Raw genomic sequence first — 25,654 nt, 5'->3', positions numbered from 1 at the left:
GCTTCGACATGAACCAGTTCAACCACACATTGCGAACGACCCGCCGCGCAGCGCGCGCCTGCGCCGGGGCGCTCGCGCCCACGCTTGTACTCGCTAACGGAGGCCGCTAATGGAGTTCAGCTTCAACCTGAACCGCACGGCCAACGCTTCGGCGTGGCGCGTGCTGCCGAACCGCTGGGACTTCGTGGCGTTCCCGCTGATGATCGGCCTGATCGCGATGGCGGCCGTGGGCTTTCACGAGACGATGGCGCCCATCGCCACGCTCAAGACCCAGGTCATCTCGCTCGACCCGGCCAACCTGCCCGAGTACGCCATGCGCACCACGCTGCGCATGCTCGCGGCCATGGTCGCCTCGCTGACCTTCACGCTCGTGTACGGCACGCTCGCGGCGAAGAGCCGCCGCGCGGGCCTGCTGCTCGTGCCGATTCTCGACATCCTGCAGTCGGTGCCGGTGCTCGGATACATCTCGTTCACGGTCACGTTCTTCCTCGCGCTCTTTCCCTCGCGCGTGCTCGGCGCCGAACTCGCGGCGATCTTTGCGATCTTCACGAGCCAGGCCTGGAACATGACCTTCAGCTTCTACCAGTCGCTGCGCACGGTGCCGCGCGATCTGGACGAGGTCTCGCGAGGTTTCCACCTCACGGGCTGGCAGCGTTTCTGGAAGCTCGAAGTGCCGTTCTCGATGCCGGGCCTCATCTGGAACATGATGATGTCGATGTCGGGCGGCTGGTTCTTCGTGGTGGCTTCCGAAGCGATCACGGTGGGTAACAACACGATCACGCTGCCGGGCGTTGGCGCGTATCTGGCCCAGGCGATCGCGGAAAAGAATCTGCACGCGGTGGGCTGGGTGATTCTCGCGATGATCGTCGTGATTCTCGCGTACGACCAGTTCCTGTTCCGCCCGCTGGTGGCCTGGGCCGACAAGTTCCGCATGGAGAACACGAGCTCGGGCGACGCGCCGGAGTCGTGGCTGCTCGACCTCATTCGCCGCACGCGCCTCATTCACCGCCTGCTCGTGCCGATGGGCTTCATGCTCGCCACGCTCGCGCGCATTCCGTTGCGCGTGCAACTGCCGAAGTCGCTGCCCGTCGTTACCACGATCAGCAAGCGCTCGCGTCTTGGCGACATCGTGTGGGCCGTGATCGTGATCGCGCTGACCGTGTTCGTGGTGTGGCACGTGGTGGCGTATGTGCGCACGGGCGTGACGCTCGATGAAGTCTGGCACGTGTTCCTGCTCGGGCTCATCACGCTCCTTCGCGTGATGCTGCTGATCGCCATCGCCTCGGTGATCTGGGTGCCGCTCGGTGTGCTGATCGGCCTGCGCCCGGCGCTCGCCGAGAAGGTCCAGCCGCTCGCGCAGTTCCTCGCGGCGTTCCCGGCCAATCTGCTGTTCCCGGTGTTCGTGATCGTCATCGTGCGCTTTCACCTGAACCCGGACATCTGGCTCTCGCCGCTCATCGTGCTCGGCACGCAGTGGTACATCCTCTTCAACGTGATCGCGGGCGCGAGCGCCTATCCGAACGATTACAAGGAAGCGGCCACGAACTTCCGCATTCGCGGCTGGCAATGGTGGAAGAAAGCCATGCTGCCGGGCATTTTCCCGTACTACATCACGGGCGCGATCACGGCTTCCGGTGGCGCATGGAACGCGAGCATCGTTTCCGAGTTCGTGCAGTGGGGCGACACGAAGGTCGTCGCGCACGGCCTTGGCTCCTACATCGCGCAAACGACCGCCGCTGGCGACTTCCCGAAAATCATTCTGGGCATCGCGATGATGTCCCTGTTCGTTACGCTGTTCAACCGCGTGCTCTGGCGTCCGCTGTACACGTACGCCGAGTCCCGGCTGCGCCTCGATTGAGATGGAGTGACATCATGCTGAATCCGAAAATCGTCTCATCCGACCTGCTGCCGATGCGGCCCGCTCCCGGCGAGGAAGTGCTCGCCGTCAAGCATGTTTCGCGCGGTTTCGCGAAGAAAGAGGACGAGCGCCTCGTGCTCGACGACGTGAACCTCACGCTGCGCGAGGGCGAGATCGTCGGCTTGCTGGGCCGTTCCGGCTCGGGCAAGTCCACGCTGCTGCGCATCATCTCCGGGCTCATCGAGCCGACCGAAGGCGAGGTGAACTGGCTCGGCAAGCCGCTCGAAGGGCCGGCCGAAGGCGTGTCGATGGTGTTCCAGACCTTCGCGCTGTTCCCGTGGCTCACCGTGCTGCAGAACGTGGAAGCGGGTCTGGAGGCGCAAGGCGTGGGCGCGCGCGCGCGCCGTGAGCGAGCGCTGGCAGCGATCGACCTGATCGGTCTGGACGGCTTCGAAAACGCCTACCCGCGTGAGCTTTCGGGCGGCATGCGTCAGCGCGTGGGTTTTGCGCGTGCGCTCGTGGTCGACCCGACGCTGCTGCTCATGGACGAGCCGTTCTCCGCGCTCGATGTGCTGACCGCCGAAACGCTGCGTACCGACCTGCTCGACCTGTGGACGCAAGGGCGCTTGCCGATCAAGTCGGTGCTGATCGTCACGCACAACATCGAGGAAGCGGTGTTCATGTGCGACCGCATTCTCGTGCTCTCGTCGAACCCGGGGCGCGTGTCGGCTGAAATCAAGGTGCCGTTCAAGCATCCGCGCAACCGGCTCGACCCTGCATTCCGCAAACTCGTTGACGACATCTACGCGAAGATGACCGCGCGCGAAGCCGCCGAGGCCACGCATCGCCGTCTCGAAGTGGGCAGCCGCTTGCCGGACGTGTCGACCAACATCATGGCCGGTCTGATCGAGACGCTGGCGGCCGCGCCGTATCACGGCCGCGCCGACATGCCGGAAATCGCGCGCTCGCTGCATCTGGAAGTGGACGACCTGTTCCCGATCGTGGAAATGCTGCAGCAGCTCGGCTTTGCCGACGTGCGCGAAGGCGATGTGCTGCTTACGCCGCCCGCCCGCGTGTTTGCGGAGATGGGCACGCAGGCGCGCAAGCTCATGTTCGCCGATCACCTGCTGCGCAACGTGCCGCTCGCGGCGCGCATCAAGAAGGTGCTCGACGAGCGGCCTGGCCATCGCGCGCCGCGCGTGCGCTTCGAGCAGGAGCTGGAGGACGTGCTTTCCGATGTCGCCGCCGAAGAAACGCTCGATACCGTGGTCGAATGGGCCCGTTATGGCGAGGTGTTTTCGTATAACGACCAGACTGAGATCTTCAGTCTCGAGGACGTCGAGGCATAAGGCCTGGCGCCTCGTACCTCGTAGAAAACAAAAACGGGCGGTTCAATGAACCGCCCGTTTTTTTGCCTGCAGAATCGGCTGGCCTTATTGCTGCCCAATGCCGAGCAGCTCGATTTCGAACGTGAGGTCGCTGTTCGGCGGAATCGGGCCGACTGCGCGATCGCCATAAGCGGTCGCCGCCGGGCAGGTCAGCTTCGCCTTGCCGCCGACCTTCATCTTCTGCACGCCTTGCGTCCAGCAAGGAATCACGCGATTGAGCGGGAAGCTCGCCGGGCCGCCATGCTTGTCGGAGCTGTCGAATTCGGTGCCGTTCGCGAGCGTGCCGCGATAGTTCACGCGCACGACGTCGGTGGCGGCGGGTTGCGGACCGGTGCCTTGCTTGAGGTGTTCGACGACGACGCCCGACGGCAATTTGTCGATGGTGTTGGCGGCGAACGCGGTCGTTGCAACGGTGGCAGCGGCGACCAGGGCAATCAGTGATTTCATGAGAAGTCCTCGTTGAATGGCGCGTTGATTATATCGGGAGCCTCGTGTGGGCTCCGGTTCGTGGCCGGCGACTGAAAAGGTGAGCTTCTTCGGGACTCACCGCGCCGCGCGTGCGGCGCACCAAGTCACCGCGCGCAGACCCTTGATTAGACGGAGAACTTTACGCCGTCAGCGTTGCGTCGCGGCGCGGCTTGCATCGTATTGGTGAGCTTTTTCGGGAGCTTCGCGGTGCGAAACGAAGGGTGAGGCCGGCGCGTCAGAGTCGCGCACCGGCTACGAGGTCAGCACTTCAATTCGCGCATCAATTCGGCTTACCGCTCGACGACCCGTTACCGTCACCCGAAGCACCGGCGCGGCCAGTGCGCGGCTTGCCCCCTTGTGAAGCAGCTTGCGAAGCGCCGCGCGATTGTTGTGCCCGCGAGCGATCGACGTTGGCATCATCGCTGGCGTCATCGTGCTCGTCGCCGTACGTGCGCCCTTCGACATCGTCATCGTGCGACATGCCAACGAGGAAGCTGCGCTGCGGATTCGCCAGCTCGATGCCGCGCTCCGTGAAGCGCAGCAACACGCGCTTGTTGAACTCGCGCTGCACGCCCCAGCGCGCCGAGTCCTTGCACTGAATCTGCCCGGCGAGCGTCACGGCCGCGCCATCCACCTGATCGACGCCCCAGTACGCGAAGTCGCTGAGAATGCCGTTCTTGAACGCGTCTTCCTGGCGGATCTCGGCGCCGATTTCCTTCAGCGTGTCGATCGCGCGCTGCAGATCCGCGCCATGCGCGATCTGCACCTTCACCGCCGCGTTGCCGATGCCGCGATTCGTGTTGTTCACGGTCGTGACCGAGCTGAACGGTACGGTGTAGAGCGAGCCGTCGCCGCCGCGCAGGCGCACGGTGCGGATCGAGAGAAACTCGACGGTGCCCGAAACGCCTGCCACCGTCACCCAGTCGCCCACCTGCATGGCGTTTTCCGTCAACAGGAAGATGCCGGTGATGAAGTCTTGCACGAGCTTTTGCGAGCCAAAGCCGAGCGCTACGCCGAAGATGCTCGCGCCCGCGATGAGCGGCGCGGTATTCACGCCGAGCTGCGAGAGCGCGGTCAGCCCGACGATGATGAGGATCGAAACGAACAGCGTAGTGCGGAACATCGGCAGGAGCGTGCGCAGACGCGCGGCGCGCACGAAGTCGCCGGCGTCGGTCCACGCGTTCAGGCGACGTTCGGCCGCGCCGTTCGCGACCTCCCAGATCGCGACGGCGGCCACGATGGCGACGGCGATCGTGAGCAGCGCGGAGCCGAGCAGATGCCCGATGGGCGCGAGCGCGAGAATGCGTGCGGGGCGCACGCCCCAGGCGTCCAGCACCAGGTCGATCGTCACGAGCCAGATCGCGGCAATGACGATGCGCCGCAGCGCCGGATAGTAGCGGTAAGCGCGACGCTGGCCGAAGCTCATGTTGCCGATGTCTTCGCGCACGCCGAAGAGCCGGCTCAAAGCGCCCAGCACCACGATCGCACACATGCGTCCGGCGAGCATGATGATGAGCGAGAGTCCGCCCGAGCGCACCAGTGCGGCATAGCCGCCGCGCAAGTCGAGCGCCCAGACGAACCACAGCGCGACGACGACGAAGAGCGCCACGCCGACCCAGATGTCGGCGAACCACTGCAGGAACCACGCGTACGAACCGTGTTGCGCGGCGGCGTTGCGAATGGCATCGGCCACGGGGCGGCGCAGTTGCAGGATCATCACGGCGAGCGCGAGGTGGCCGATCAGCGTGACGAGCTTCACGAGCGCGACATGCGCGTCCTCAGTCATGCCGAGCGACACCGCGCCGCCAATTGCGCCGCCCACCCCGCCGATCACGACGAGGCGCACGAGCCAGCGCTGCGCGTAGGCGGCCCAGTCGTCGGGGAGCGGCACGAGGCGCAGCGCGGCCGCGTCGGGCGAGAACAGCAGCTTGCCGAATATGGCGACGATGCGGCAGATCACATAGGTATCGACGATATGGCCGACCGCTTCGGCAGGCGCGGCGTCATTGGGACCGAAGAACGAGAGCACGGCCGCGGCGCACAGGCCGAACGCGACCACGGGTACGGCTTCGAGCAGCATCACGAGCAACGCGCCCGGCAGACGCTGCAAAAGGCGCCAGTGATGCGCGCCACGCAGCGCGTGGTACGCCTCTTTCGCACGATCGGCGGCGGTTTTCGGCGAGGCGTTGGCGTTGTCCCCGGCTTGCGCCGCGACCACCGTGGCGCGCGCTGCCGCGTTGGCGCTCGCGTTCGCGTTGGGGCCGGCATTCGGATCGCTGTCCTGATTGTCCTTGCCATCGGCCGGTTGCATGCCGGCGGCTTCGCGCAGCGCTTCGTCCTGCGCCTCGGCGGCTTTCGTTTGCGCGGCAAGCGCAGCACGCGTGCCCGTCGCTTCGGGCGTTTGCGGCTGCGGCGTTGGCGTGCCGTCTTGCGCGAGGGCGGCCTCCTCGCGCTGTTTGGCTGCCTGATGCGCGGCAATGGCGCGCTCCGGCGTGGCGATGACGCGGCGCAGCAGCGTGGCGAGCGCGAGCGCGGGCACGAGCGTGAGCAGCAGCACACGCAGCAGGGCGAGCAGCAGTGCATGGCCTTGCGGCGTGTTCAGATGGTCCTGCCACCAGTTGCGCGTGGACCAGAGTCCCAGCAGTGTCGAGAACGTATGGTTCAGATGCTGGCCGGCCATGCGCGCGCCGTGCGCGGCGTTGTCGGCGATCTGCACGACGAGACCGTTGGTGCGCAGCGCACCAGCAAGCGGCGCGGAAGCAGGCGCGGCCGCCGATGCACCGGTGGCCGCGGCGGGCGCACTGGCCGGCGCGCTCGCCGAGGCGGGCACGGCCAGCGCACCGGCGGCGGCGATGGCGCGCAGCGTGTCTTCCATGTGGCCGCGCTGCACGGGATCGTCGAGAACCTTGAGGGCGGCTTGCGCCTGGGCAGGCGTGAGCGCAACGGGTGCGGCGGGGTTATTTGTGTTGGCGTCGGGCGTGGGCGCGGCAGCCGGGGCGGGATGCGCCGGGCTCGTACCGGGTTTGAGCGCTTCGGCAACGGCGGCTGGTGTCGCTGCCGATGCGGCAGACGCGCCGAGCGCGAGCATCAGACCGGATAAAACGGCGAGTACGGCGAAGAGGGCACGCGGGCGCGAAATGCGCGCGGACCGAAAGGCAAAAGAAAGGGACATCCTTGTCATTGGCATACAGGGCGCGACTGCGGCGACCCATCAGTGGCGGCAGATTGAAAAGACAGCGGGGACGAAACGCGCGGCAGGAAGCGCTTTGGCGTGGCGCACAGCTTGCCGTCGCCCGATTCGCCGGAACGTTCGACGCGCTGCCGCAATTTTGGTGCCCACTTTATGCGCGGGTGGGCCACATGGCGTTTGCGGAACCGCAAAAAAACGGCGCGGCGCGCGCAACGAGAGTGCTGACTATTGCGGGAGTATGCCTCTTTTACCTTACGAACGCGGATGAGGCGCGCACGCCGGACGCCGATAAAAGGGACGCTTCATCGGCTGATGGATGCCGCCGCCTCCGCGGGTTTTGATCAGTGGCGCGTGCGCCCGGGCGAATGCTAACGTTGCATGGTCCACCATCCAGGCCCGCCAGAGGCCGACGAGGAGAGCCATGAACAGCGTCAGCATGACCGGAGTGCGCAAGGGCAAACTGAGCCGCACGCAGTTGATCGTCGCCGCGACGATCGGCAATGCGCTCGAATTCTTCGATTTCACCGTCTACAGCTTCTTCGCGCTGACCATCGGCAAGCTGTTCTTTCCCACCATGTCGAGCTACGGGCAGTTGCTGGCCTCGGTGGCGACCTTCGGCGTGGGCTTCGTCATGCGGCCGCTGGGCGGCATCGTGATTGGCGCCTACGCCGACCGCGCCGGCCGCAAGCCTGCCATGACGCTCACGATATTCATGATGGCGCTGGGATGCATGCTGATCGGCCTGGCTCCCACCTACGCGCAGATCGGCGTGGCCGCGCCGGTCTTGATCGTGTTCGCGCGGTTGCTGCAGGGCTTTTCCGCGGGCGGCGAAGTGGGCGCATCCACCACGCTGTTGATCGAGGCGGGCACGCCAGTCAATCGCGGGCTGCTCGGCAGTTTCCAGTTTGCGAGCCAGGGGATCGGCGTTTCGCTCGGCGCGCTGATGGCAGGACTCCTGACGACCTTCCTCACGCCCGACACGCTGCTCGCCTGGGGCTGGCGCGTGCCCTTCCTCATGGGTGTGGCGATCGCGCCGATCGGCATGTGGATTCGCAGGCGCCTCGACGAGCAGTTGCCGGAGCAGGCGAGCGTGGTGCGCATGCCAGTGCTTACCGTGGTGCGCGACCACTGGCGGCGCGCGGCGCTCGGCATCCTGCTGACGATCGGCTCCACGGTCACGGCCTATGTCGTCACGTTCTATATGCCGACCTATGCGATTCACGAGCTGAAGGTGCCCGCGCCCACGGCGTTGCTGGCGGGGCTGGTCTCGGGCGTCGTGACTTTCGTGGTGGGACCGCTCTCGGGGATGCTGTGCGATCGTTTCAGCCGCCGTACGCTGATCTTCTGGCCGCGCGTGGGCGTTTTGCTGCTGATCTATCCGGCGTTTCTCTGGCTGACGAGTGAGCCGGACGCCACGCGGCTCCTGATCACCGTGGGCGGCCTGAGCGTGCTGCTCGCGCTGCAGGCCGCACCTTCCATCACGATGCTGCCTGAGATGTTCCCGCGCGCCGTGCGCGCGACGGGCATGGCGATTGTCTATGGCATCGGCGTGGCGATTTTCGGCGGCTTTGCGCAGACCGTTGCCACCTGGCTCGTCAAAAGCACGGGCAATCTGCTCGCGCCCGCGTGGTACGTGATGGCGTGCGTGGCGATCTCGTGCCTTGCGCTGCCGTTCATTCGCGACCTCACGGGCAAGCCGCTCGAGGATTGATTGCTAGCTTGCCCGGCGCGCCGCTTCGAGATTCGAATCGAGCTGGCGCGCAAGACCATACAGCAGGCCGAGCGACGGCGCCGCGATGCCCACGCGCTGCGCCAGTTCATACGGCGCGCCGACGAGCGCATCGACTTCGAGCGAGCGGCCCGCCTCCACGTCTTGCAGCATCGAGGTCTTGAACGCGCCTAGTTTGCGCGTGATCCCATTGCGCTCCTCGATGGTCATCGCGAGGCGAATGCCGAGCGCTTCGCCAATCGCGCGCGCTTCGGCCATGACCGCGCTCACGAGTTGCGCCGTGAGCGGGTCGTCGAGAATGACGTCGGCGGTCGATCGCGTGAGCGCGCTGATGGGGTTCATCGTCATGTTGCCCCAGAGCTTCGCCCAGATATCGGCTTGAATGGGCGCGGCTTCTGTGACCTCGAAGCCTGCACGCGCGAGCAACGCTCGCGCCTCTTGCGCACGCGCGGCCATGGGCGCCGAGCCTTCACCGACGATCAAATGATTGCCGCCGCCTTTGCGAATCACGCCCGGCCCCGCAATCGACGACGACAGGTGCACGACGCAGCCCGAAGCCTGCGTAGGCGGCAACGCCGCTGACACGACGCCGCCAGGATCGACCGCTTCGAGCCGGCCGTTCGTGTGCGTGCCGCCGAATCCGTGGAGAAACCACCAGGGCACGCCGTTCATCGCCGAGACGATATGCGTGTGCGGACCCACGAGCGGCGCGAGCGAAGCCGCCGACTGCGCGAGCGCCTGGCCCTTCAGGCAAATGAAAATGAGGTCTTGCGCGCCGAGCGAGGCGGCGTCGCTCGTGGCGTTCACGGCTTGCGTGTAGCGCGTGTCGCCTTCAATGACCGTGAGACCGTCGCGGCGGATCGCTTCCAGATGTGCACCGCGCGCGAGCAGATTCACGGCGATGCCCGCACGTGCAAGACGCGCCGCGATCAGGCCGCCAATTGCACCGCCACCGACGACAGTGACCTTTTGATTCGGGGTGTTCAACCTTTCACTCCTGATATGAGGGCTCGATGCGCGCGGCACGACGAATTAGCGCGTCGAGCACGTTCTGGCCCGCGCCATGGGCGGGCGAGAACTGCAGCGCGTCGCGCGTCGCACGTTCGGTAATGGCGGGTGCGATCGGCAGCGCCTGCCCGCGCATCGAATCGGTCACGACTTGCACTTCGCACGCGCGATTGAGCGTCCATAGCAGCGCGAACGCGTGCGCAAGCGTCACGCCATGCGAGAGCAGCCCGTGGTTGCGCAGGATGAGCAGCCGCTTGTCGCCCATCGACTTCAGAATGCGCGATTTTTCTTCGGCGTGCACGGTGATGCCTTCGAAGTCGTGATACGCGACCATGTCGTGCAACTGCGCCGAATAGAAGTTCGTATATGCGAGACCGCCTTCCATGCACGCCACCGCGAGCCCGGCCGTGGTGTGCGTATGCATGACGCAATGCGCGTCTTCCACGTTTGCATGAATGGCGCTGTGGATCACGAAGCCGGCCGGGTTGATCGGATACTCGCTCGGGCTCAGGACGTTACCTTCGAGATCGATCTTGACGAGATTCGAGGCCTTGATTTCGTCATACGTGAGCCCGAACGGGTTAATGAGGAAATGTTTGTGCGGCCCGGGCACGCGCAGCGTAATGTGGTTGAAGATCAGTTCGGTCCAGCCCATGAGATGAAACACGCGATAGACGGCGGCAAGCTGTACGCGCGCTTCCCATTCCGTGGGGTCGCACCATTCGGGGCGCGAGCGCTGGATGTTTTCATTCATGAACGTCTCCTCATGGCTGGCTCTGATCACGCCGATCCTACGCGCAAATAAATGCGTGTGCAAGCATCAATTTGTTCATGAAATACCTGAAAAACCAGCCTTTTATCGATGCTATCCTGATGGCGTTTGCCGCATTTCGCGGCCGCTGAGAACCAGGCGAGAAGACGAATGACGGGGAAGTTCAACATTGCGGAGCTGTTCACCTACCGGCTCCATGTGCTCAAGAAGCAGACCGACCGCACGATGAGCGACGCGTTCGAGGCAGCGCTTTCGCTCTCGCTCACGGAGGCGCGGCTGCTGCTCAGCGTGGGCGCGTTCGGATCGTTGTCGGTGTCGGAACTCGGGCGCGTGTCGAATCTCGACCGCAGCCAGGCGAGCCGCGCCACCGACGTGCTCGAACGCAAGGGCCTGCTCGTCAAGACTTCGAACGAGGCGGACGCACGCGGCGTGCTCGTGGCGCTCACCGCACAGGGGCGCAGCACCTACCGGCGCGCGACGACAATCTCGAAGGCGACGAACGACGCGATTCTCGCCACGCTGAGCGAGCACGAACGCGAAGTATTGGCGGGCGTGCTGGCCAAGCTCGTGGCGAGCGGGGAAAAGGGCGAGTGAAGCGGCGAATGAAGCGCGCTAGCCGCGCGCCGCAGGCCGGCGGAATTTCGCGGCTAGTTCACTCGCGCTGCGCGCAAGCAACGACACGTCGCTGCCCACGGCAACGAACGTCGCACCCGCTTCGAGATATTCGTTCGCAATGGCTGGATCGGCCGCGAGCACGCCCGCGCCCTTGCCTTGCGCGCGCACGGTGCGGATACCCTTGCCGATTGCTTCGCGCACCTGTGGCGAGCCTGGCTGGCCGAGCAGGCCCATCGAAGCGCTGAGGTCAGCCGGGCCGAAGAACACGCCGTCCACGCCTTCCACGTTCGCGATTGTCTCGAGCTGCGCGAGCGCGCTTGCCGTCTCCGCCTGGACCAGTACGCACAGTTCCTCAGCAGCGTGATGCAGATAGTCGGCGGAACCGTTCCAGCGCGAAGCGCGCGCAAGCGCGCTGCCTACGCCGCGCACGCCGTGCGGCGGATAGCGCGTCGCGGCCACGGCGGCGCGTGCCTCGTCGGCGTTCTCGATCATCGGCACGAGCAGCGTTTGCGTACCGATGTCGAGCAGTTGCTTGATGATGGCGGCGTCGTTGCGTACCGGCCGCACGATCGGGTGCGTCGAGTACGGGGCGACGGCCTGGAGTTGCGCGAGCGTGCTGCGCAGATCGTTGGGCGCGTGCTCGCCGTCGATCAAGAGCCAGTCGAAACCCGTGTTCGCGAGCAGCTCGGTCACGTACGAGTCGGCCAGCGCAGCCCACAGGCCGATTTGCGTGCTGCCCTGCGCGAGCGCACGCTTGAAAGGGTTGGCGGGTGTGGACATTGCTATGGAATCCTGATCAGACGAAACTGAAGCCGATGCCGCCGAGCGGGCCGTAATCGGCATGAAACGTATCGCCCGCGCGGGCGGGAATCGGGGCCGTGAATGAGCCGCTCAGAATCACGTCGCCGGCTTCGAGACGCTCATCGTGACGCGCGATCTTGTTGGCAAGCCAGGCGACGCCCGTGGCCGGATGGTTGAGCACCGCTGCCGCGAGACCGCTTTCCTCCACGGCGCCGTTCTTGTAGAGCAGCGCGCCGACCCAGCGCAGGTCCACGTCGAGCGGCCTGACCGGGCGGCCGCCCAGCACGACGCCCGCGTTGGCCGCAAAGTCGGATATCGTGTCGAACACCTTGCGCGGCGCCCGGGTGTCGCGGTCGAACTGCTCGATGCGCGCGTCGATGATCTCGATGGCCGGTGTGACATAGGCCGTCGCGTCGAGCACGTCGAAGAGCGTGACGTCGGGTCCTTGCAGCGGCCGGCTCAATACGAACGCCAGTTCCACCTCCACACGCGGCGCGATGAAACGGTCCGCGCGAATATCGCTGCCTGCGGCGATGAACATGCTGTCGAGCAGCGGTGCGTAGTCGGGCTCGTCGATCTGCGACGAGCGCTGCATGGCGCGCGACGTGAGGCCGATCTTGCGGCCCTTGATCGTGTGGCCCGCCGCGAGCTTGAGTTTGACCCACTCGCGCTGGATTGCGTAGCCGTCGTCGATCGTCATGTCCGGATGCGAGCGCGAAAAATGCCGCAACTGCGTGCGCGTGCGTTCCGCTTCGTCGAGCTGCGCGGCCAGCTCGCGGATGGTTTGCTGATCTAGCATCATGAATTCCGGTGCGCGTGAGCTCAGGTTTTGAGCCGGGCGTGCAGGTTGTTGTGCTTCCACGCGCCTTCCTCGCTGAACTCGACGATTTCAAGCGAAAGCGCGAGGCCGTGCGAAGCGAAGGCTTGTGCGAAGTGCTGCTTGATCGCTTCGAAGAGCGCCTCGCCGGTCGCCCGCCGCACGGCTTGCGAGCGGCCCGCACCGATCTTCAGGCAGCCATGCAGGAAGGCATTCCCGGGATTGCCATCGGCAACGAAGTACTGTTCGCAACGCAGCGCGCGCGTGCGAATACCGCCACGCGGGTAGACGCGTGCGCCGGTTTCGTCGCGTTGAGCGTCGAGCACATGGGCTAGCGTTTCGCAGAGCTGACCGATGTTGCTCGCGTCGGCGAGATTGGCGCTGTATTCGAGCGTGAGATGGGGCATCGCTTGCTCCGTTGTTCAGACCGGCAAGGGCGTGACGGGCAGGATCGCGTTGATCTGCCCGGTGCCCGAGCTGCCGAAATATGGCGTGACGACTTCCGCGCGGCCTTCGTAGCGGTCCCAGCCAAGCGCCCCGAGCAGCATGGCCGTGTCGTGCATGCCGCCTTCGCCCCAACACTTTTCGTTGTACATCGGCAGCATGTCGCAGAAGGTTTTCCAGTCGCCGCGCTCCCACATCGCCACAACGTTTCGATCGGTCGTTTCGAGGAACGGGTCCCAGACCTTGTGCATGAATTGCTCGGCGGTGCCGTTGTTGGCGAAGTGGTGGCTCAGCGACCCGCTTGCGAGTATCGCCACCGTGCCGTCGTAGCGCTCCTCGATCGCGCGGCGTACGGCGAGTCCGAAGCGCGCGCTCATGGCGAGGTCATGCCACATGCACCAGCCCGCCACCGAAACGGTGCGGAAATGCTGGTCGCCGTTCATGTAGCGCATGGGCACGAGCGTGCCGTATTCGAGGTCGAGCGTCGTTTCGCTATGTGCGCGCGTTTTCACACCCATTTCGTTCGCGACATCGGCGATCAGGTGACCAAGCTGCGGATTGCCGGGGTACGCGTACGGCATGTTCTTGATGAAATGCGGCAGCTCGTTGCTCGTGTAGACGCCTTCAAAGCGCGGCGCACAGTTGATGTGATACTCGCTGTTCACGAGCCAGTGCACATCGAACACGACGATCGTGTCCACGCCCAGCTCGCGGCAGCGCCGGCCGATCTCATGGTGACCATCGATGGCGGCCTGACGGCAACCCTTGTGCGGGCCGTCCAGTTCGGAAAGGTACAGCGAAGGCACGTGCGTGACCTTCGCGGCGAGCGCGAGTTTGCCCATTACACGCCCCAGTGCGGAATGTGATGCGAGCCCAGCGACACACACACGTTCTTCGGCTCGAGGAACACTTCGTAGCTCCACGTGCCGCCTTCGCGGCCCACGCCCGAAGCCTTCGTGCCGCCGAACGGCTGGCGCAGGTCGCGCACGTTCTGGCTGTTCACGAAGCACATGCCCGCTTCGACGGCGGCCGCCACGCGCAATGCGCGACCCGTATTCTCGGTCCACACGTAGCTGGAGAGGCCGTAGGCGATGTCGTTGGAAAGACGGATCGCGTCGGCTTCGTCTTCGAAGGGAATCAGGCACGCGACCGGTCCGAAGATTTCCTCCTGTGCGATGCGCATGCGGTTGTCGACATCGACGAATACGGTAGGTTGAAGGAAGTTTCCGTTCTTGACTGCATCGGGCAGCGCGGGCGCGTCGAGGCCGCCGCACGCGAGCGTGGCGCCTTCCTTCGGTCCGAGTTCGATATAGCTGCGCACCTTCGCGAGATGGCCCTGGCTGATCATCGGGCCGACGATGGTTTTCTCGTCGAGCGGATCGCCCACGGTGATGCGCTTCGCGCGCTCGATGAAGCGCTGCGCGAACGTCGCGTAGATCGAGCGCTGCACGAGAATGCGCGAGCCGGCTGTGCAGCGCTCGCCGTTGTTCGAGAAGATCATGAACACGGCGGCGTCGAGCGCGCGTTCGAAATCGGCGTCGTCGAAGATCACGAACGGCGACTTGCCGCCCAGTTCCATCGAAAACTTCTTGAGGCCCGCAGCCTGCACGATGCGGTTGCCCGTAGCTGTGGAGCCCGTGAACGACACCGCGCGCACGTCGGGATGCGCGACGAGCGGCTCGCCCGCTTCCTTGCCATAGCCGTGCACGATATTGAGCACGCCTGCCGGAATGCCCGCGTCGAGTGCGAGCTGGCCAAGCATCGAGGCCGTGAGCGGTGACAGCTCGCTCATCTTCAGCACGGCCGTGTTGCCGAATGCGAGGCAAGGCGCGACCTTCCACGTGGCGGTCATGAACGGCACGTTCCAGGGCGAGATGAGCGCGCATACGCCCACGGGATGAAACAGCGTGTAGTTCAGGTGCGTGGACGTGGGATACGTGTGGCCGTCCACGGCGGTGCAGACTTCGGCGAAGTAGCTGAAGTTGTCGGCTGCGCGCGGCACCAGCTGCTTGCCCGTTTGCGAAATGGTCTGGCCCGTGTCCTTCGTTTCGGCTTGTGCGATCTCCGGCACGTTCTTCGCGATCAGCTCACCGAGCCTGCGAATGGCCTTCGCGCGCTCGGCGGCGGGCTTCGCGGCCCACGCGGGAAAGGCGTCTTTCGCCGCGCGCACGGCGAGGTCGACTTCCTCTGCGCCGCCACGCGCCACTTCCGCGAGCACGTCCTGGTTCGCCGGATTCACGGTTTCGAAATAGTCGCGCCCTGCGTGCGCGCGGCCGTTAATCAGATGTTCGATTCGCATGTCTAATCAGTCCAGTATTCGATTCGTTGCCGGATCAGCGCCCGTACTCGGCATCGCTTGCAATGGTATTGACCAGACGGCCCAGGCCGTCGATCTCGCACACCACTTCGTCGCCTGCATTCACGTTGACGACGCCTTCGGGCGTGCCGGTCAGAATGACGTCGCCGGGCGCGAGCGTCATGAACCCGCTCAAATACTCGATGAGTTCCGCGATGCCGGTGACGAAATCGCGTGTGTTGCCGTTCTGCTTGAGTTCGCCGTTCACGTAGGTGCGCAGGCCGAGCGCGTTGACGTCGGCGATGTCGCTCGCATCGACGAACCAGGGCCCAAGCACCGTGCCGCCGTCGCGGTTCTTCACGCGCAGGTTCGGGCGGTAGTAGTTCTCCAGATAGTCGCGGATCGCGTAGTCGTTCGCGATCGTATAGCCGGCAACGTACTGCGTGGCTTCCTCGCGTTTTACGTTCTGCGCCGTGCGGCCAATCACGACGGCAAGCTCGCACTCGTAGTGCATGAACGTGACGTCGGCGGGGCGGCGCGTGGTGCCGCGATGGCCGATCACGCTGCCCGGCCCCTTGAGAAACACGAGCGGCTCCTCCTGCTTCGAGAACTGCAGTTCCTTCGCGTGTTCCGCGTAATTGAGGCCGAGCGCGAAGATCGTGCCGGGCTCGAACGGCGCGAGCCACACAACTTCATGCTCCTCGCGCACGCGACCGTCGGCGAGCCGCACGCGGCCGCCTTCGGGCGTGGCTTCGTGTATCGCGCCTGCGTAGGCAACGCGTCCGCGCATCATGGCTGTTCTCCCGGCGCCACGCCTGCCGCGACGAATTCGATTATGAGCGGCGCCCAGTCACCCATGACGATGGTTGCGCGCGCACCGGACTGAACCACGGGCGCACCATGTGGCACGCCGAGCGTGACGACGTCGCCAGGGGCGAGCGTCATGAAGTCGGTGACGTCGGCGAGCAACTGGGCGACGCCTCGAACGTTCGTAGCCGTAGTCGCACTGAAGGTGGCGCCGCCTTCTACGTTCACGGCAATGACAAGCTGATCGGGATCGGCCACATGACGGCGCGCGACCACGGCAGGGCCGATCACGCAGAAGTTGTCGCGCGCTCGAAACCGCACCGAAGGACGATAGACGCTCGCATGCGGCACGCTCAGGTCGGCCACGAGCGTATAACCCGCAATGTAATCGAACGCTTCATGCACGGCGACGCGTGTGGCGGTGCGTCCAATCACGATGCCGAGCGACGCGCCCACTTGCACGCCTTCGCTGCCCGGCACGGCCACGCGCGCACGATGCCCGGCGTGGGTATTGCGCGGCTTCAGATAGAGAATGGGCGCGCGCGGCGGCGCTTTATAGGGGGGCGCGTTCACGGCGTCGCCGAGCGCTTCGAGCGCGTGGCGGTCGTTGAGCAGCGTGCCGTAGACAGCGCCGCTCACAGGCGGCCGGCAGCGCGCGCCCGTGGCGAGCAACGCGCGCACGGCTTCGGCGCCAACGTCGCGCGGCAGCGCCTCGCCTTCGACGTGCAGCAGGTGATCGGCAACGGAAAACATGGCTTGGATTCGCTTCACAGAAACACTAATATGTGAGTGATGGTGCGCTTGCTATGATCCGTCGTCAATCGTCGATGAGATTTTTTCGGGTTTCCCCTGGGGCGCCCCGTTCCTTGTTTTGTTGAAACCGCCATGTCCGATACCTCGCGTCCGACCACTCGCGTTGCGCACCGCAACCTGCCCATGCTGCTGTTGCGCGCGCGCGAAAAGATGATGGAGCGCTTTCGCCCGCTCATCACGTCGCACGGCCTCACCGAGCAGCAATGGCGCGTGATACGCGCGCTCAACGAAAGCGGACCGCTCGAACCGCGGCAGATTTCCGACCTGTGCACGATATCCAGCCCGAGCATGGCTGGCGTGCTGGCGCGCATGGAGGCGCTCGGTCTCGTGACGAAGGAGCGTTTCGCCGACGACCAGCGGCGCGTGCTCGTCTCGCTCACGAAGAAAAGCCATCAGCTCGTGAAAGCGATTTCCAAAGAACTGGAGGCGCGGTACAAGGCACTCGAGGCGGAGGTGGGACCGGAGGTGGTCGAGCGCGTGTATCGCGCGATCGACGATCTGCTCGCCGGGCTCGAGGAGTGAGTACGGCGAGCGCCTTCAGCGGGCTCGCGCGTAAAGGTGAGGTTTTTCGGGAGCGGTCCGCGCGGATCGTTCGGACCGTGTTTGGCAGCCTCGCGAGACTAGGCGAGCGAAGCGAATGCCTCGTCGAGTTCGGCGGCGTTTTGCGGACGCACCACGCGCGCGACCTCCACGCCGTCGCGCAGGAAGATGAGCGTGGGCCAGAGCTTCACGCGAAACGAGCGGCCTAGCGCGCGGCCCGGTCCATCTTCCACTTTCAGGCGGCGCACCTGTGGATTGCGCTCGAACGCCGCGCCGATCAGCGGTTGCGCGCCCTGGCAATAGCCGCACCAGTCGGTGCCGAATTCGACGACGGCGCCCCCGCCGAGCGAGTCGATTTCCTTGCGGGCGGGCGCGTTCGTTGCGTAGCTCATCGTGTGATTCCTCGCATTGGCATCTGCAGACATCGACATACGATACCGCATTGCTCCGCTTCGTTCAGGCCTCGCTTCGACGCCGACGCTGAGGTTCGCGCCGACATTCAACCGATAGGTGAGGCTTTTCGGGAGTGAGCAGGTTTGCACCGGTTCACGCACCTTGCGACGCATTGCGCGAGCGTGAGGCTCGGGCCGTCGCGAGCAAATCTGCCTTGAAAACAAGGGAAAAACACAAAACCGGCATGCGATGCGGTGAGCGAAAGTGGATCGAGCGCCGCACTCGAAGCCGCTTGAACCCACGCTTCGAAGCGCAAAGGTGAGCGTTTGCGGGAGAGGCCGAAGCGCGCGCCTCGCGAACGTCTGAAGCGAGCCGTGGCACCCGCCAATCCATCGCGCGAAATCCACATTAGCGCTGATTTCAGGGCGTTTTCTCACCGCTACGCGTCGCGAAGCGACAAGCCGCCGCGCCCGAGGCCACTGCGCGCCGGCGGCAAAGGTGAGAAGATTCGGGAGCACACTTGGCGTTGCCTCTCGCGCTGCCGGCCGTCGAATGGACGCCCGCACCCGATGGGTATATAACATTAAAAAGTGCGGGATTCTTTTGACTACTGCTCACCAAGGGAGATCGACTTCATCATGACGAGCGACGACACGCAAAAGCAGGACGCTCAAAAGCCTGGCGAGGGTTCATCGCAACCGGATCTGGAGAGTCTGAACGCCGCCCTCAGTCACGTCGACGAAGGCGTGAAATCCGGCAAGATCGCGGCGGGCGCGGCCAAGGGCCTCGTCTTCAGTCTCGTTGAAACGCTGGGTGCGCTGGTGGGCGACCCCGACCTGCCGCAACACGCGCGTTCGGGCTACGAAGGTTTGCTGGAGGCGGCGCGCGAACTGCGCGCCAAGCTGGAGCACTAGTCTTTCCCAACGCGTGCGGCTGCGCTGTTGCCAACCAGCTTTCGCCAATCCGGCAGCCGTACGCTCACACAGCCAGCAGGGCGGCCGCAAGGCCGTCCGGCGCGGCGCCGATGCGCAGTTCCGGCGTGCCGTGCCAGTCCGCGCAACGTTGCAGCGCCCGGCGCAAGTCGGCCACCAGACGGCCACTCGCGCGCACGCCGGGCTCCAGATGCAGCGACTTCACCTCGAACACCTGTTGCCCCCGATGCGCCTTGGCGTCGACACGCCCGATAAGCCGTCCGCGGTTCAAGATCGGCAGTACGAAGTAACCGTACCTGCGCTTCGCAGCCGGCACGTAGCATTCCATGGCGTAGTCGAAGTCGAATAGCGCCAGCGCGCGCTTGCGGTCCCACACGACCGGGTCGAAAGGCGAGAGCAGGGACGTGACGGTGGAGGCGAGCTTGCCGCTCGCCGCGTCGTCGATGAGCGGGGCGTGCTCGCGATGCACGAACGCGTCGTGCTTCCAGCCTTCCACGCGCACCGGCAGCAACTCGCCCGCGTCGGCGAGCGCATGCAGCGCTTCGGCATACGGGCGGCGCGGCAGGCGGAAGTAATCGGCGGCCCAGTCCGCACGGATCACGCCGAGCGCGCGGCAGGAGCGCAAGAGCAGTTCGCGCTCCGCTTCGGCGCGCGGCGGCAGATCGCGCGCGTCGTTCCAGTTTGGCAACACGCGCTCGGCCACGTCGTACACGCGCTGGAAGTTGTGCCGCTGGGCCACCATCAGCGCGCCGGTTGCGAACAGCACTTCCAGATGCCGCTTCTCCGGCTTCCAGTCCCACCAGCCGTTGCCCTTGTCGCCCTCGGCGCGTGCAAAGTCGGCGGAACGCACGGCGCCATCGGCGCGAATGCGTTCGAGCAGCGCATCGATTTCCTCGCGGTATTGGTCGTGCCACTCGGCCGCGTATTTCCAGCCCATGCCGGAAGGATCGAGCATGCGATGGCGCATTAGCCCGTAGTCTTCGATCGGCAGGAAACACGCCTCGTGCGCCCAGTACTCGAACAGGCGCCCTTGCGCGAGATGCGCGTCGAGCCAGGCCGGCTCGAACGCGCCAATGCGGCTGAACAGCACGAAATAAGGACTGCGCGCGACCACATGGATCGTGTCGATCTGCAATTGCGCCATGCGGCGGATGGCGTCGAGCACGTCGTCCTGCGTTGCCTTGCGGCGAGGCGGCGCGAGCAGCCCTTGCGCCGCGAGGTGCAGCGTGCGCGCCGCCGCGAGCGGCAGAACTAGTGGCGAACCGGCGTCGGCAACCTTCGGCGCTTCTGCAATATCAGCAACGTTCGCACCGCGCTCACGCATGGACGCCCGCAACAACCGTCACCGGCCGCAGCGCCGCGAGCCGTTGATGGATCTGCGCGACCACGGCCGCGCCTTCGCCCACCGCGGCGGCCACGCGCTTGGTCGAGCCCGCGCGCGCGTCGCCGATTGCGTAGACGCCCTCCACCGAAGTCGCGAGGCTGCACGACTCGTTGTCGCCCGTCAGCACGAAGCCGTGCGGGTCGAGCTTCACGCCGCACTCGCGCAGCCAGCCCGTGTTCGGGTCGGCGCCCGTGAAGAGGAACAGGTGGCGCGAATCGAAATGGTCGATGCCTTCCGGGCACGGCGTCTTCAAACGCACCGACGTGAGCGTGCCGCCGTCATCGCCCAGGCCGCCGATCTCGCTGCGTCCGTGCACCCGCACGTTCGCGAGCGACGCAATCCGGTCGATCAGATAGCGCGACATCGTCGATTCGAATCCGGTCTTGCGGATCAGCACGTCGATCTGGCGCGCATGCGTGGAGAGGTAGACGATCGCCTGGCCCGCCGAATTGCCGCCGCCTACCAGCACGACGTTCTCGTGCTTGCAGAGTTTCGCCTCGACCGGCGAGGCCCAGTAATAGATCCCGCGCCCCGTATAGCGGTCGATGCCCTCGATCGCGGGCTTGCGGTACACCGCGCCGCTCGCGATCACCACGGTATGCGCGCGCACGTCGCCGCTGCAGGTTTCGAGCCGGCGCGGTTCCTCATCGCAGAACAGCCTGCGCACCGTGACCGGAATGGCCACGTGCGCGCCGAACTTCTGCGCCTGCACGAACGCGCGGCCCGCGAGCGCCTGGCCCGAGATGCCGGTGGGAAAGCCCAGGTAGTTTTCGATGCGCGAGCTTGCGCCCGCCTGGCCGCCCGGCGCGCGCGAATCGAGCACGATCACCGAAAGGCCCTCGGAGGCGGCGTACACCGCGGTGGCGAGACCGGCCGGGCCCGCGCCCACCACGGCGACGTCGTAGACGCGCTGGCCGTCGAGCTCGGGCAGGATGCCCAGACACGTGGCCAGTTCGGGCGCGCTGGGATGGCGCAGCACCGAGCCGTCGGGGCAGATCACGAGCGGCAGGTCTTCGCAGCGCGCGGCGAAACGCTCGACCACACAGAGCATGCCTTCGTCGCGTTCGTCGACCACCGAATACGGATGGCCGTTGCGCGAGAGAAAGCCTTGCAGCGAAACGAGTGAGGGATCGTCGTGCTTGCCCACGAGAATCGGGCCGCCCGCGCCCTTTTCGATGAGCGAGACGCGGCGCAGGATCAGCGCGCGCACGATGCGCTCGCCGAGCTCGGCTTCGGCGACGATGGCCGCGCGCAACTGCTCGGGCGGAATCAGGATCGCATCGACGGGTTCGAGCGCGAGGCCGTCCACGAGCGCCGGGCCGCCCGAAAGCTGGCCCACTTCGGCGAGGAAATGCCCGCGCCCATGTTCGACGATGAGCCGCTCGCGGCCCAGCCCGTCGCGCTGGAACACTTTGACCGAACCGGAGAGCAGCACGAACATGCCGGGACCGGTTTCGCCCGTGCGAAAGAGCAGATCGCCCGCCGCATAGTGGCGCTGCTCGCCGAAGCGGGCAAGGCGCGCGACTTCTTCGTCGGTGAGCTGCGGGAACATCTGGTGGCGCCGCGTGGAGAGCGTCGAGAACGGCGCTTCAGCGGGTTGCGGCTGCGTGTCGGAGTGGCGGCTCGCGGAAGGAAGTTCCGCGGATTCCGGAACCTCGGCTTCGGTGATCGTGCCCATCTGGCGGTTCTCCTCGTGCGGGCGGCTCGGGAGCGGGCCGCCCGGATCAGACAGCTTTAGGCGTGATGTTGACCGGGACTTCGGCGTGGGCCATCAGCTGGAGCGACTCGAGCGTGCGGCCTGCATCGCGCCACGCGTCGAGGCCGCCGAGGAGCGGCACCACATCGGTAAAGCCGGCCTCGACGAGCTTCTTCGCCATCCAGGCCGCGGAAATTTCATTGGGGCACGAGCAATAGATCACGAGCTTCTGGTCGTTCGGATATTTGCCGACGATCTCGTCGAGCTTGCGCTCGTCGGCGAATAACGCGCCCGGAATGATGTATGGATCGAGCTTGCGCTTTTCTTCTGAGCGAATGTCGAACACCACGGGCGGCGGCTTGCCGCCCATCGCATGAAAGAGATCCTCCACCGTGATGCGTGCGCTCGCGAGCTTTTTGATGAGTTGCCGGCGGCGCTGCCAACGGTAGGTCGCGTAGAGCAACAGCAGCACGACCACCACGACAGCGGCAAAGCGCCCAAGGCGGCTTGCACCGGCGAGCATCATGTCGATCTGCGGTGCGAACATCACGCCGATAAGCAGCCCGGTGCCGGACCACAGCGCCGCGCCGATGCCGTCGAAGCCGACGAACTGGCGGTAGGGCACGCCCATCGCGCCGGCCAACGGCACGGAAACAAGCGACAGTCCCGGCACGAACTTGGCGATGGCGAGCACGCGCACGCCCCAGCGGCCGAAAAAGCGTTCGGTCTTTTTTACGCAGGTGTCGCGCGAAAGCGAGAGTTTGCAGAGCGTCTTGAGCGTGTTGCCGCCGTAGAGGCGCCCGGCCATGAACCACACGCTGTCGCCGATCAGCATGGCGAAGATGGCGAGCCCGAGCACCGGCGCGACCTGCTGGCCGATCGATCCGGGATGCATGGCCGCCATCGCGCCGAACAACACGAGCGCGGGCATCGCGGGCACGGGCAGCCCTAGCGATCCGGCGAGCACATTGATAAACACCAGCGCAGGCCCGTACTGCGCGATGAGGTCATGTAGCATCGGCTTACTTCCGTTGCGCGTTTAAGCGATGAACGGGAAAGATAGGAGGGTAACGTAAAGATTATGGACGCATTTCGTAGGCGTGCAAGCGACCCCCTGTAGGAGCGCGTGCGAATGCCTGCCGTGTGCGGCGGGCATGTGAAAAAAGCGCCGGATTGAGAAGCGGTGGTCGCGCTGGGCGCGAGATGAGCGGAAAGCGTCAGAACGCGGCACACGAGACGATGCGTGCCGCGCTCGTGACGCCTTTTTCCGTGCGCTTAGCGCGTGTGTGATTCCCCGGGCAGCTCGGCACCTTGTGCGCGAATTGCCGCGATCAGCTCGGCCGGCGTGATTTCGTAACGCACTTCGCGATGGATGCCAGGCTTGCGCTCGTCGACTTCGACCAGCAAGAGGCTTTTGCCGTCGGCCGCCGATTCGAGGCGCAGTGAACGCAGTTCGCGTCCGGTCGCGTCGTCATGCTCGGTGAGCAGGGTCATGTTTCCGGAAGACCCGGTCGTGCGCATTGATATTGTCCTCGTGCGTTGGGTGGTCGAGCCATTGTACGGGGTCGGCTGCACGGCGTGTTTATGCAAGTGAGCGCCGACACACACAGCGAGATCGCTGTGCCGCGACCCTGGCCAGCCAGTGTAACGCGACTCGCCGCCACGCCGCCCGTTTTTGCGCGCCCTGCAACGGGCCATGCGAAATGCGTTGCGCGTTGCACCGCTGTCATGGTTGCGAAGCAAAGCGATGCCAGGCGAGAGGCGGGCGCAACAGAAAAAACGGCTCACCCGGGCAGGCCAGGTGAGCCGTTGAAACGCCGTTGTTACTCGGATCAGCAAACCGTGGTACGGCTTGCTGACGGTTTTCATGGTGCCGCCCGGGCGCCGCACTGTCGAGATGGGACTAACGCCGATCTCTCAGACCATTGGGACCGGCAGCCGAGGTCGTTATGCTGCGATCTCCCCGGCCGTTTCGGCGAGATTGACGCTCTCGCGGCGTGCGGGTGTGCGAGCGTGCTTCGAGCGCTTTGCCGCTTCCGCGCCCGCGACGGTAAAGAGGCGTACGGCTTCGTCGAGCACGTCGGCCTGTTCGGCGAGCCGCATCGCCGTGGCGGCGGCCTGTTCGACGAGCGCGGCGTTCTGCTGCGTGGCGCTGTCCAGATGCGCCACGGCCTGATTGACCTGGCGGATGCCCTCGGCCTGCTCGCCGCTCGCGTTTGCGACCTCGGTGATGATCGACGAGACGCGGCTCACGGCTTCGTCGATCGAGCGCATCTGCGCAGTCGTGTTGCCGACGAGCCGCGTGCCCTCGGCAATCTCGTTCACGCTCGCGTCCACGACCTGCTTGATCTCCTTGGCCGACGCCGCGCAGCGCTGCGCGAGCATGCGCACCTCGCCCGCCACCACGGCGAACGAGCGGCCCGCTTCGCCCGCGCGCGCGGCTTCGACGGCGGCGTTGAGCGCGAGGATATTGGTCTGGAACGCGATTCCGTCGATCACGCCGGTGATGTCGCTGATGCGGCGCGAAGCGTCTGTGATGCCCGACATCGTGCGCTCCATCTGCGCCGCGATCGAGCCGCCCTCGGCGGCGGCGGACTGCGCGTCGCGCGCGAGATCGAGCGCGCGGGCGCTCGCTTCGGCATTGGCCTGCACGGTGGTCGTGAGTTGATCCATCGTGGCCGCGGTTTCTTCGAGCGATGCGGCCTGCATTTCCGTGCGGCGCGAGAGATCGAGATTGCCGCTCGAGATTTCGTGCGCGGCTTCGAGCATGCCGTCGATCTGCGAACGCACGTCGAACACGATCGCCGTGAGATTGGCCTGCAACTGGTTGAGCGCCTGGAGTACGTCGCCGAGATCGTCGTTCGTGGCGACCGCGAGCGTGGCCGTGAGGTCGCCCGCGGCCATGCGCGTGGAGGCCGTGGTCATTTGCGCGAGCGGCGCGCCGAGATGGCGCGTGGTGAGGCGCCAGGCGCCGAGCGCGCACACGCAGGCGGCGCCGAACGCGCCCCAGAAGGGCAGCGGCGGCAGACCTTGCCAGGCGGCGACGCCGGCAGCGGCGAACACGGTGGGCACGGCGCCATAGCCGAACGCGATGCGCGTGGCGATAGGCACGCGCAGCAGCGACTGCAGCGCGCCCACGAGGCCCGTGCGCACCACGGAGCCGTGGCGCAGCCGCACGCCTTGCAGACGGCCCTCGCGCATTTGCGCGTAGAAGGCTTCGGCGGTGCGGACTTCCTCGCGCGTGGGTTTCACGCGCACGCTCAGATAGCCGACCACCGTGCCTTGCTCGGAGACGGGCGTGACGTTCGCGCGCACCCAGTAGTGGTCGCCGGACTTGCGGCGGTTCTTGACGATCGCGGTCCAGGGGCGACCTTCACGGACGGTTTCCCACAGATCGGCGAATGCTTCTGCCGGCATGTCCGGATGCCGGATGATGTTATGCGCCTTGCCGATCAGTTCTTCTTTCGTAAAGCCGGATACCGCGACGAACGCAGGATTGCAGTACTGAATGCGGCCCTTGAGGTCGGTGGCCGAGACGAGCATCTGCGAAGCGGGATAGTCGAATTCCTGTTGCGTGACGGGTTGATTGTTGCGCATGAGATTCCTTCGATGGGGTCCGCTTGAGACCCAACAACACAGCGAGGCATAACGGCATTTCCCTTACAAACTTTAGGGGTATGCGTATTGTTGGGGCGCGTGAGGC

Annotated in this window: 23 protein-coding genes; 6 read left to right on the top strand and 17 right to left on the bottom strand. The window is 65.6% G+C overall.

Annotated features, from left to right (window positions below):
* Positions 1-109: 109 nt before the first annotated feature.
* On the top strand, positions 110-1,858 hold the full coding sequence (locus U5A52_RS03925; RefSeq protein ID WP_321934005.1) for an ABC transporter permease subunit: 1,749 nt from the start codon (positions 110-112) through the stop codon (positions 1,856-1,858).
* Between the two features lie 14 nt (positions 1,859-1,872).
* Positions 1,873-3,207 (top strand): nitrate/sulfonate/bicarbonate ABC transporter ATP-binding protein, encoded by a 1,335-nt coding sequence (locus U5A52_RS03920; RefSeq protein ID WP_321934004.1) that lies wholly within the window; start codon positions 1,873-1,875, stop codon positions 3,205-3,207.
* Between the two features lie 84 nt (positions 3,208-3,291).
* Here the strand turns inward: U5A52_RS03920 and U5A52_RS03915 are convergent, their stop codons facing one another.
* Together U5A52_RS03915 and U5A52_RS03910 are read right to left on the bottom strand one after the other, a co-directional pair.
* Complete coding sequence (locus U5A52_RS03915) at positions 3,292-3,693, bottom strand: FKBP-type peptidyl-prolyl cis-trans isomerase (protein ID WP_321914466.1); 402 nt, start codon at positions 3,691-3,693, stop codon at positions 3,292-3,294.
* A 301-nt stretch (positions 3,694-3,994) separates the two neighbouring features.
* On the bottom strand, positions 3,995-6,886 hold the full coding sequence (locus U5A52_RS03910) for a mechanosensitive ion channel family protein (RefSeq protein ID WP_321934003.1): 2,892 nt from the start codon (positions 6,884-6,886) through the stop codon (positions 3,995-3,997).
* A 439-nt stretch (positions 6,887-7,325) separates the two neighbouring features.
* Between U5A52_RS03910 and U5A52_RS03905 the strand changes: the two genes are divergently transcribed.
* Positions 7,326-8,615, top strand: a complete 1,290-nt coding sequence (locus U5A52_RS03905) for an MFS transporter (protein WP_321914464.1) — start codon at positions 7,326-7,328, stop codon at positions 8,613-8,615.
* A 3-nt stretch (positions 8,616-8,618) separates the two neighbouring features.
* Here U5A52_RS03905 and U5A52_RS03900 read toward each other — a convergent pair whose 3' ends face one another.
* Both U5A52_RS03900 and U5A52_RS03895 read right to left on the bottom strand, forming a co-directional pair.
* Positions 8,619-9,620, bottom strand: coding sequence for a 2-dehydropantoate 2-reductase (locus tag U5A52_RS03900; protein WP_321934002.1), 1,002 nt, complete (start codon positions 9,618-9,620; stop codon positions 8,619-8,621).
* 4 nt (positions 9,621-9,624) lie between these two features.
* Positions 9,625-10,395 (bottom strand): class II aldolase/adducin family protein, encoded by a 771-nt coding sequence (locus U5A52_RS03895; RefSeq protein ID WP_321934001.1) that lies wholly within the window; start codon positions 10,393-10,395, stop codon positions 9,625-9,627.
* A 168-nt stretch (positions 10,396-10,563) separates the two neighbouring features.
* Here U5A52_RS03895 and U5A52_RS03890 point away from each other — a divergent pair, with 168 nt between their 5' ends.
* Positions 10,564-11,007: a MarR family winged helix-turn-helix transcriptional regulator gene (locus U5A52_RS03890; RefSeq protein WP_321934000.1), complete on the top strand. Its 444-nt coding sequence runs from the start codon at positions 10,564-10,566 to the stop codon at positions 11,005-11,007.
* A gap of 18 nt (positions 11,008-11,025) precedes the next feature.
* Here the strand turns inward: U5A52_RS03890 and hpaI are convergent, their stop codons facing one another.
* From hpaI to U5A52_RS03855, 7 genes are read right to left on the bottom strand one after another with little or no spacing between them, the layout of a single operon-like run.
* Positions 11,026-11,808 carry a 4-hydroxy-2-oxoheptanedioate aldolase gene (gene hpaI / locus U5A52_RS03885; protein ID WP_321933999.1) on the bottom strand — a complete coding sequence of 261 codons (783 nt, stop codon included), beginning with the start codon at positions 11,806-11,808 and terminating at the stop codon, positions 11,026-11,028.
* Between the two features lie 16 nt (positions 11,809-11,824).
* Positions 11,825-12,628 carry a 2-oxo-hept-4-ene-1,7-dioate hydratase gene (gene hpaH / locus U5A52_RS03880; protein WP_321914477.1) on the bottom strand — a complete coding sequence of 268 codons (804 nt, stop codon included), beginning with the start codon at positions 12,626-12,628 and terminating at the stop codon, positions 11,825-11,827.
* A gap of 23 nt (positions 12,629-12,651) precedes the next feature.
* Positions 12,652-13,053 (bottom strand): 5-carboxymethyl-2-hydroxymuconate Delta-isomerase, encoded by a 402-nt coding sequence (locus U5A52_RS03875; RefSeq protein ID WP_321914459.1) that lies wholly within the window; start codon positions 13,051-13,053, stop codon positions 12,652-12,654.
* A gap of 15 nt (positions 13,054-13,068) precedes the next feature.
* Entirely contained in the window at positions 13,069-13,932 is an 864-nt protein-coding gene (gene hpaD / locus U5A52_RS03870; RefSeq protein ID WP_321914458.1) for a 3,4-dihydroxyphenylacetate 2,3-dioxygenase, read from the bottom strand.
* Entirely contained in the window at positions 13,932-15,389 is a 1,458-nt protein-coding gene (hpaE, locus tag U5A52_RS03865; RefSeq protein ID WP_321933998.1) for a 5-carboxymethyl-2-hydroxymuconate semialdehyde dehydrogenase, read from the bottom strand. The genes hpaD and hpaE overlap by 1 nt, the downstream gene beginning before the upstream one ends.
* 34 nt (positions 15,390-15,423) lie before the next feature.
* On the bottom strand, positions 15,424-16,179 hold the full coding sequence (locus tag U5A52_RS03860; RefSeq protein WP_321933997.1) for a fumarylacetoacetate hydrolase family protein: 756 nt from the start codon (positions 16,177-16,179) through the stop codon (positions 15,424-15,426).
* The gene (locus tag U5A52_RS03855; protein WP_321933996.1) at positions 16,176-16,946 is read right to left on the bottom strand and encodes a fumarylacetoacetate hydrolase family protein; all 771 of its coding nucleotides are present in this window, start codon (positions 16,944-16,946) and stop codon (positions 16,176-16,178) included. Before U5A52_RS03855 ends, U5A52_RS03860 begins: the two co-directional genes overlap by 4 nt.
* A gap of 183 nt (positions 16,947-17,129) precedes the next feature.
* Between U5A52_RS03855 and hpaR the strand changes: the two genes are divergently transcribed.
* Positions 17,130-17,528 (top strand): homoprotocatechuate degradation operon regulator HpaR, encoded by a 399-nt coding sequence (hpaR, locus tag U5A52_RS03850; protein ID WP_133183917.1) that lies wholly within the window; start codon positions 17,130-17,132, stop codon positions 17,526-17,528.
* A gap of 98 nt (positions 17,529-17,626) precedes the next feature.
* On the opposite strand, the gene U5A52_RS03845 is transcribed toward hpaR, so the two are convergent.
* Entirely contained in the window at positions 17,627-17,938 is a 312-nt protein-coding gene (locus U5A52_RS03845) for a thioredoxin family protein (RefSeq protein ID WP_321933995.1), read from the bottom strand.
* 639 nt (positions 17,939-18,577) lie between these two features.
* Here U5A52_RS03845 and U5A52_RS03840 point away from each other — a divergent pair.
* Positions 18,578-18,853: a hypothetical protein gene (locus U5A52_RS03840; protein WP_321914453.1), complete on the top strand. Its 276-nt coding sequence runs from the start codon at positions 18,578-18,580 to the stop codon at positions 18,851-18,853.
* Between the two features lie 64 nt (positions 18,854-18,917).
* On the opposite strand, the gene U5A52_RS03835 is transcribed toward U5A52_RS03840, so the two are convergent.
* The 5 genes from U5A52_RS03835 to U5A52_RS03815 all read right to left on the bottom strand — a co-directional run bounded on the left by U5A52_RS03835 (position 18,918) and on the right by U5A52_RS03815 (position 25,548).
* Complete coding sequence (locus tag U5A52_RS03835) at positions 18,918-20,195, bottom strand: winged helix-turn-helix domain-containing protein (RefSeq protein ID WP_321933994.1); 1,278 nt, start codon at positions 20,193-20,195, stop codon at positions 18,918-18,920.
* Entirely contained in the window at positions 20,188-21,933 is a 1,746-nt protein-coding gene (locus U5A52_RS03830; protein WP_321914451.1) for an FAD-dependent oxidoreductase, read from the bottom strand. The genes U5A52_RS03835 and U5A52_RS03830 overlap by 8 nt, the downstream gene beginning before the upstream one ends.
* Before the next feature lie 46 nt (positions 21,934-21,979).
* On the bottom strand, positions 21,980-22,969 hold the full coding sequence (locus U5A52_RS03825) for a DedA family protein/thiosulfate sulfurtransferase GlpE (RefSeq protein ID WP_321933993.1): 990 nt from the start codon (positions 22,967-22,969) through the stop codon (positions 21,980-21,982).
* Between the two features lie 257 nt (positions 22,970-23,226).
* Entirely contained in the window at positions 23,227-23,472 is a 246-nt protein-coding gene (locus U5A52_RS03820; protein ID WP_028207914.1) for a hypothetical protein, read from the bottom strand.
* Between the two features lie 426 nt (positions 23,473-23,898).
* Complete coding sequence (locus U5A52_RS03815; RefSeq protein ID WP_321933992.1) at positions 23,899-25,548, bottom strand: methyl-accepting chemotaxis protein; 1,650 nt, start codon at positions 25,546-25,548, stop codon at positions 23,899-23,901.
* Positions 25,549-25,654: the final 106 nt, after the last annotated feature.

The organism is Paraburkholderia sp. J8-2 (genome assembly GCF_905220195.1).
Taxonomy (GTDB): Bacteria; Pseudomonadota; Gammaproteobacteria; order Burkholderiales; family Burkholderiaceae; genus Paraburkholderia.
Note: the sequence above shows the minus strand (reverse complement) of the source record. Positions and strands in the feature narration are given on the sequence as shown.

Excerpts from the sequence above, each read along its gene's own strand:
- U5A52_RS03845 (WP_321933995.1), bottom strand. The coding sequence starts at position 17,938 with ATGAGCTACGCAACGAACGCGCCCGCCCGCAAGGAAATCGACTCGCTC.
- U5A52_RS03855 (WP_321933996.1), bottom strand. The coding sequence starts at position 16,946 with ATGTTTTCCGTTGCCGATCACCTGCTGCACGTCGAAGGCGAGGCGCTG.
- U5A52_RS03925 (WP_321934005.1), top strand. The coding sequence starts at position 110 with ATGGAGTTCAGCTTCAACCTGAACCGCACGGCCAACGCTTCGGCGTGG.
- U5A52_RS03920 (WP_321934004.1), top strand. The coding sequence starts at position 1,873 with ATGCTGAATCCGAAAATCGTCTCATCCGACCTGCTGCCGATGCGGCCC.
- hpaR (WP_133183917.1), top strand. The coding sequence starts at position 17,130 with ATGCTGCTGTTGCGCGCGCGCGAAAAGATGATGGAGCGCTTTCGCCCG.
- U5A52_RS03915 (WP_321914466.1), bottom strand. The coding sequence starts at position 3,693 with ATGAAATCACTGATTGCCCTGGTCGCCGCTGCCACCGTTGCAACGACC.
- hpaE (WP_321933998.1), bottom strand. The coding sequence starts at position 15,389 with ATGCGAATCGAACATCTGATTAACGGCCGCGCGCACGCAGGGCGCGAC.
- hpaI (WP_321933999.1), bottom strand. The coding sequence starts at position 11,808 with ATGTCCACACCCGCCAACCCTTTCAAGCGTGCGCTCGCGCAGGGCAGC.
- U5A52_RS03815 (WP_321933992.1), bottom strand. The coding sequence starts at position 25,548 with ATGCGCAACAATCAACCCGTCACGCAACAGGAATTCGACTATCCCGCT.
- hpaD (WP_321914458.1), bottom strand. The coding sequence starts at position 13,932 with ATGGGCAAACTCGCGCTCGCCGCGAAGGTCACGCACGTGCCTTCGCTG.
- U5A52_RS03825 (WP_321933993.1), bottom strand. The coding sequence starts at position 22,969 with ATGCTACATGACCTCATCGCGCAGTACGGGCCTGCGCTGGTGTTTATC.
- U5A52_RS03860 (WP_321933997.1), bottom strand. The coding sequence starts at position 16,179 with ATGATGCGCGGACGCGTTGCCTACGCAGGCGCGATACACGAAGCCACG.
- hpaH (WP_321914477.1), bottom strand. The coding sequence starts at position 12,628 with ATGCTAGATCAGCAAACCATCCGCGAGCTGGCCGCGCAGCTCGACGAA.
- U5A52_RS03905 (WP_321914464.1), top strand. The coding sequence starts at position 7,326 with ATGAACAGCGTCAGCATGACCGGAGTGCGCAAGGGCAAACTGAGCCGC.
- U5A52_RS03875 (WP_321914459.1), bottom strand. The coding sequence starts at position 13,053 with ATGCCCCATCTCACGCTCGAATACAGCGCCAATCTCGCCGACGCGAGC.
- U5A52_RS03840 (WP_321914453.1), top strand. The coding sequence starts at position 18,578 with ATGACGAGCGACGACACGCAAAAGCAGGACGCTCAAAAGCCTGGCGAG.
- U5A52_RS03820 (WP_028207914.1), bottom strand. The coding sequence starts at position 23,472 with ATGCGCACGACCGGGTCTTCCGGAAACATGACCCTGCTCACCGAGCAT.
- U5A52_RS03895 (WP_321934001.1), bottom strand. The coding sequence starts at position 10,395 with ATGAATGAAAACATCCAGCGCTCGCGCCCCGAATGGTGCGACCCCACG.
- U5A52_RS03830 (WP_321914451.1), bottom strand. The coding sequence starts at position 21,933 with ATGGGCACGATCACCGAAGCCGAGGTTCCGGAATCCGCGGAACTTCCT.
- U5A52_RS03890 (WP_321934000.1), top strand. The coding sequence starts at position 10,564 with ATGACGGGGAAGTTCAACATTGCGGAGCTGTTCACCTACCGGCTCCAT.
- U5A52_RS03835 (WP_321933994.1), bottom strand. The coding sequence starts at position 20,195 with ATGCGTGAGCGCGGTGCGAACGTTGCTGATATTGCAGAAGCGCCGAAG.
- U5A52_RS03910 (WP_321934003.1), bottom strand. The coding sequence starts at position 6,886 with ATGTCCCTTTCTTTTGCCTTTCGGTCCGCGCGCATTTCGCGCCCGCGT.